Annotated in this window: 4 protein-coding genes; 2 read left to right on the top strand and 2 right to left on the bottom strand. The window is 62.6% G+C overall.

What is annotated here, in order from left to right; genetic code table 11:
* Together HLUSI_RS30680 and HLUSI_RS0125150 are read right to left on the bottom strand one after the other, a co-directional pair.
* Window positions 1-762: UvrD-helicase domain-containing protein (locus tag HLUSI_RS30680; RefSeq protein WP_040503903.1), on the bottom strand; the 762-nt coding region annotated here is incomplete at its 3' end.
* Window positions 759-3461 carry a PD-(D/E)XK nuclease family protein gene (locus tag HLUSI_RS0125150; protein WP_016836563.1) on the bottom strand — a complete coding sequence of 901 codons (2703 nt, stop codon included), beginning with the start codon at window positions 3459-3461 and terminating at the stop codon, window positions 759-761. The genes HLUSI_RS30680 and HLUSI_RS0125150, both read right to left, overlap by 4 nt.
* A 391-nt stretch (window positions 3462-3852) precedes the next feature.
* Between HLUSI_RS0125150 and trxA the strand changes: the two genes are divergently transcribed.
* Both trxA and rho read left to right on the top strand, forming a co-directional pair.
* Window positions 3853-4179, top strand: coding sequence for a thioredoxin TrxA (gene trxA, locus HLUSI_RS0125145; protein ID WP_016836562.1), 327 nt, complete (start codon window positions 3853-3855; stop codon window positions 4177-4179).
* Between the two features lie 159 nt (window positions 4180-4338).
* Complete coding sequence (gene rho / locus HLUSI_RS0125140; protein WP_040503902.1) at window positions 4339-5607, top strand: transcription termination factor Rho; 1269 nt, start codon at window positions 4339-4341, stop codon at window positions 5605-5607.
* Window positions 5608-5614 lie beyond the last annotated feature (7 nt).

The raw sequence follows: 5614 nt of genomic DNA, 5'->3' as shown, positions 1-5614 counted from the left end.
CCTAGCGCGCGCGCGCGCGGCGTCGGGCCCGCATAGCTCCTCCAGCCATTGCAGCGGCGCCTCCTCCGACGACAGCGGCGGCATGGTGGCGGCCCACCATTCGGCGCGCTTGTCGAGGAAGGAATCCAGCAGATTGCGCGCGCCGCTGTCGCCGGCCAGGTCGTACAACTCAAGCAGAGCCAGCTTGATCGCTTGCTGCGCCGGTTTTTGCACCGCCTGCATGAAGCGGCGGTACGCCTCGTTCATGATCTCACCGTTTTTCTCGGTCAGCGCATAGCCGTGCGGCACTCCCGACGCCAGCGGCGCGATCTGCAGCAGCCGCGCAAACCAGCTGTGGAAAGTATCGATCGACAAACCCTGCTGCCCGGCCAGGATCTGTTCGTACAGCGAGCGCGCCAGCGGCATCAGGCGCGGCAGATCGTCGGCATCGACGCCGCGTTCCAGCAGCAACTGGCGCGCCTGGTCGGCCGGCGCCAGCGTCAGTTCGCGCAGCAGTTCCATCAGGCGCTCGCGCATTTCCTGCGCGGCCTTGCGCGTGAAGGTGATCGCCAGCAGTTCGGCCGGCTGCGCGCCCGCCAGCAGCAATCGCAACATGCGCGCCACCAGCAGCCAGGTCTTGCCGCTGCCGGCACAGGCTTCCACCACGACCGACTGGCGCGGGTCGCAGGCGGCCGCGGTGAACGCCGCCGCTTCCGCGGGACGGCCGTTGATTTCGTAAGCGGCGATCGGACCGTTGCTGCCCATGTTATTCAAGGCGCTCATTGCCAGACTCCCTTGCGGCACAGTCCGCGCACATCGCAATACTGGCAAACCGATTCGATGCCGTTGGCCGGCAGTGGTGCGTCGTTGCCTATGGCCTGCACGACGGTGATGATCTGCTGCTGCAAGGCCTGCTGCCGGGCTTCGAAATCAGGTGCGGCGACATCGCCGGTCTTGTCCCTGGACGGCTCCAGCGCGACGTAATGCGCGGCCGCCATGGTCCGGCCCGACAACAAACCGTAGAACGGCAACTGGAGATCTTCGGCATTCTTCAACTTGGCGACCAGCGAGGGCAGCGAGCTGGTCTTGTAGTCGAGCACCGCGCGTTCGCCTTCCGCATTTTCATCGACACGGTCGAGGCGGCCGTACAGCTCGATGCCGCCGTCCGGCCACGCCAACGCATGCTGCAAGGGCAATTCGCCGAGCACGAAATGCCAGCCCTGCGCTTCACGCTCGTTGGCCCAGACCAGATACGCCGGCATCACCTTGCGCCAACGCGCTTCGTAACCGAGCGCGGCGGGATGTTCGCGGATCGCCTTGGCGAAGACGTCATCCGAGATGGTCGCCAGCAAGGCGGCACGCTGCCCGACAGGCGTCTTCGCATCGCGCAGCGCTTCATGGTATTTCATCAGGATTTCATGCAGCCAGCCGCCGTAATCGCGCTTCTCAGGCATGTCGGAAAGCTCGTCCATGACGTTCACGCGCAGCATGTGCTGGGCGAAGAATTGATACGGACACGCCACCAGCCGGTTGTAAGCGCTGGCCGACAGCCGCGCCGGCGTCAATTCCGCGGCGGACGGCGCCGGCATGATGGATGGCGCGGCAAGCAGCTCGTGCAGCGGCAAATCGTGACGCAGTTCGCGCAGCGGTTCCATGCCGGCCTTGGCGAGGCACAGTTCGAGACGCTCCAGCCACGGACTCTTGGGATTCGGTTCGCCGTCCTTGTGGGTCTGCCAGCACAGCACCACTTCGCGATTGGCGCACAGCAGTTCGGTCAGGTCGCGCAATTGCTGGTGCTGGCGCGACAGTCGCGTGGGCAATCCAAGTTCATGGCGCACGGCGTTCGAGAAGAACAGCGTTTCCTGCGGTTGCGACGGCAGATGCTCGGCGTCGGCGCCGATCACCAGCACCGCATCGAAGTTGCGCAGGCGCGCGCCGTTGAGCGGCAGCATGACGATGCGGCGATCGGCGATCGGCGGCATGAAGGTAACGGCGTCGAGCTGCAGGTTCAGCAGCGCGCGCCATTCCGAGAAGGAAAATAGTTCACCGCCATCGGCATCCTCCTGGCGGGCGCCGAGGTCGTCCAGCAATTGCAGCACCTGCTGGCCGGCGATGTCCTGCGCGAGCGCGCCGCGCATGTCGAGCGCATCCAGCAATTGTTGTGCGCACGCACCCCAGTCGATCAGGCTCTTGCGGCCGTCGAACAGTGCGGCCTGCGCAGCCACTGCCTGCAAAACCTCCGCGGCAAGCGAACCGCCCTTGAATACCGCCTGCACGCTGCGCCATTCACCGGAAACATTCTCGCGCCGCAATTGCCATTCGATCTGCATCACCGCCGCGCTCTTGTCCGCCATGCCGGCGAAGATGAACGGCGACTTCAGCAGGTCGAGCAGTGCGGTGGTTTCGCCGCGCGAAGTGACGACGTCGCACCACGCAGCCATTGCTGCTGCGGCGCGGGTGGTCGACAGCTTCCAGCCGGTTTCGTCGGCTACCGAGACTTGCGCACGCTCCAGCAAGGCGCGCAGGCGGCGCGCGCTGACGCGGTCCTGGGCGACGATGGCGATGTCGTCCTTGCCTTGCCGCAGCCAGTCGAGCACGATCTGCGCACTCTGCAGCGAAGCGTCTTCGAGGCTGGCGGCCGGACACAGCGCCAGCGTCGGCGCGTCCATCTGCGGCGCAAACAGATCGTCAGGCGTCGGCGCCAACGGCGCATCGCACAATTCCGGCCACGCAGTCTGATACAGCAACGGGATATCCGGGCCGCGCCAGTCGATCTGCACCGGCTGCACTTCGGCGTGTTCGCCGTAGGCCTCGAGGAAAGCCAGTTCCATCGGCTCGGGCGCGACCGGGCTGATCCACATCAGCGGCGCCAATGGCGCATGCGCGCCCGGCCTGGCCAACTCCAGCATGCGCTTGTAGCGCTGCACGGTCTTGTCGTTGCCGTCGAGCTGGCTCTGCCAGATCGACCACACCAGTTGCGCCTCATCCGAGAGCATGCTGCGCGCCGACGGCGGCAACTGCGCCAGCGCGGCTTGCCAGCGTTCGTCCGCGTCTCCCGGCGCGCGTTCCATGGCGGGCAGCAATGCCTGGGTCAATTCATCCGACAGCGACAGCAGCGTCTGCGCCAGGGGCAGCAGGTCGGTGTTGCCGTGCTGACGCAATTGCGCATACAGCTGCATCAGGCGTTCGCTGTCGTCCTGCTGCGGCTGGGGCGCCTGCATGGCCATCCAACCCGCCATGGTGTTGATACGCGGCGGGATGAACCCGGCTTGCTGCGGCGACCGGCGCTGTATCGCCCGGGCCAGCGCCGCACGCCAGTGCACCGCGTGCGAAAACGCCGGCACCACTACCTGATAGCCGGAAAAATCGCGCGATCCCGCACCCACGGCCGCCCCCAGCATGTGATCCACCTCGAGCAAGGCGACTGCGGTCTGCGGCCAGAAATCGACGGAAGGGCTGATCAGCAGGGGCGAATGCAACATGAAAAGGGGCCGGAGAGAAAAATATATTTATCGAAATGATTGCCGGAATCTATCGATCCGGCACGTCTTTGCGGCATTGTATGCGACCGGCCGGGTCAATTGCCACCTTGGCAACCGCCCTGCAACAGGCTTTGCCGGATGGCGGCCTATCGGCGGCGGCGGGGCACACTTTTCCCGAAAATGGGTTATGATTGCCTCCGTACCCCGCCGAATACCCGTTGCCGCGTTTCAAAATAACTTGAATCAGGGCACAACGACTCCATCTGCTTTAAGCAAAGTTACGCAATGAAGCAACTCCGGAAGCGTTGATGGCATACGCCAAGCAAATGGTATGTTCCCCCGGCGCTATTTGACCACTTACTTATATATTCCCTCAGATCGAGGATCTACCATGAGCGAAAACATCAAACACATCTCCGACGCCTCTTTTGAAGCAGACGTCCTGAAATCCGACAAGCCCGTCCTGGTGGACTTCTGGGCTGAATGGTGCGGTCCTTGCAAAGCGATCGCCCCGATTCTGGAAGAAGTCGCCAAGGAATATGACGGCAAGCTGCAGATCGCCAAGCTGGACGTCGATGCAAACCAGGCCATCCCTGCCAAGTTCGGCATCCGCGGCATTCCGACGCTGATCCTGTTCAAGAACGGCGCAGCAGCAGCGCAAAAAGTCGGCGCTCTGGCAAAAGGCCAGCTGACTTCGTTCATCGACAGCAACATCTAAGATTCACGGCGGCGCTGCGCTCGCAGCGCCGCCTGTGCCTGCAGGTTGAATCGACTTGCAGGCTCGTTCTTTTTTGGTTTCGCAAGTTTCCAGTTTCTCTTTAACACACCACGCAATTCCCTCCCCCACCTTTTACTATTCCCATCCCGGGACACTCTTATGCACTTATCAGAATTAAAGGCGTTACACGTCTCCGCATTGCTTGAAATGGCAATTGGCCTGGACATCGATAACGCCGCGCGCCTGCGCAAACAAGAACTGATGTTCGCGATCCTCAAAAAACGCGCGAAATCGGGAGAACAAATTTTCGGCGACGGCGCCCTTGAAGTGTTGCCTGACGGCTTCGGCTTCCTGCGCTCGCCTGACGCCAGCTACATGGCGTCCACCGACGACATTTACATTTCGCCCTCGCAAATCCGCCGCTTCAACCTGCACACCGGCGACTCGATTGAAGGCGAAGTACGCACACCAAAAGACGGCGAGCGCTACTTTGCGCTGGTCAAGGTCGACAAGGTCAACGGCGAAGCGCCGGAAGCCTCCAAGCACCGCATCCTGTTTGAAAACCTCACGCCGCTGCATCCGAACAAGATCATGCAGCTGGAGCGCGAAATGCGCGGCGAGGAAAACATCACCGGCCGCATCATCGACCTGATCGCGCCGATCGGCCGCGGCCAGCGCGGCCTGCTGGTGGCGTCGCCGAAGTCCGGTAAATCGGTCATGCTGCAACACATCGCCCACGCCATTACGACCAACCATCCCGACACCGTGATGATCGTCCTGCTGATCGACGAACGTCCGGAAGAAGTGACCGAAATGCAGCGCTCGGTGCGCGGCGAAGTCGTTGCATCGACCTTCGACGAACCGGCCACGCGTCACGTCCAGGTCGCCGAAATGGTGCTGGAAAAAGCCAAGCGCCTGGTTGAAATGAAGAAGGACGTGGTCATTCTGCTGGACTCGATCACCCGTCTGGCACGCGCCTACAACACCGTGATCCCGGCCTCCGGCAAGGTCCTGACCGGCGGTGTCGACGCCAACGCGCTGCAACGTCCGAAGCGCTTCTTCGGCGCCGCGCGCAACATCGAAGAAGGCGGTTCGCTGACCATCATCGCGACGGCCCTGATCGAAACCGGCAGCCGCATGGATGACGTGATCTACGAAGAATTCAAGGGTACCGGCAACATGGAAGTCCACCTGGAGCGCCGCCTCGCCGAGAAGCGCGTCTACCCGGCCATCAACCTCAGCAAGTCCGGCACCCGCCGCGAAGAACTGCTGATCAAGCCGGACCAGCTGCAAAAGATCTGGGTCCTGCGCAAGCTGATGTACGACATGGATGAAATCGAAGCGATGGAATTCATCCTCGACAAGATGAAGTCGACCAAGAACAATGCCGAGTTCTTCGACATGATGCGTCGCGGCAGCGAACGCTGACCAACAC

Origin of the sequence: Herbaspirillum lusitanum P6-12, assembly GCF_000256565.1 — a bacterium.
Lineage (GTDB): Bacteria > Pseudomonadota > Gammaproteobacteria > Burkholderiales > Burkholderiaceae_D > Herbaspirillum > Herbaspirillum lusitanum.
The sequence above is the reverse complement of the archived record's forward strand: the minus strand, read 5'-3'. Positions and strand labels throughout refer to the sequence as shown.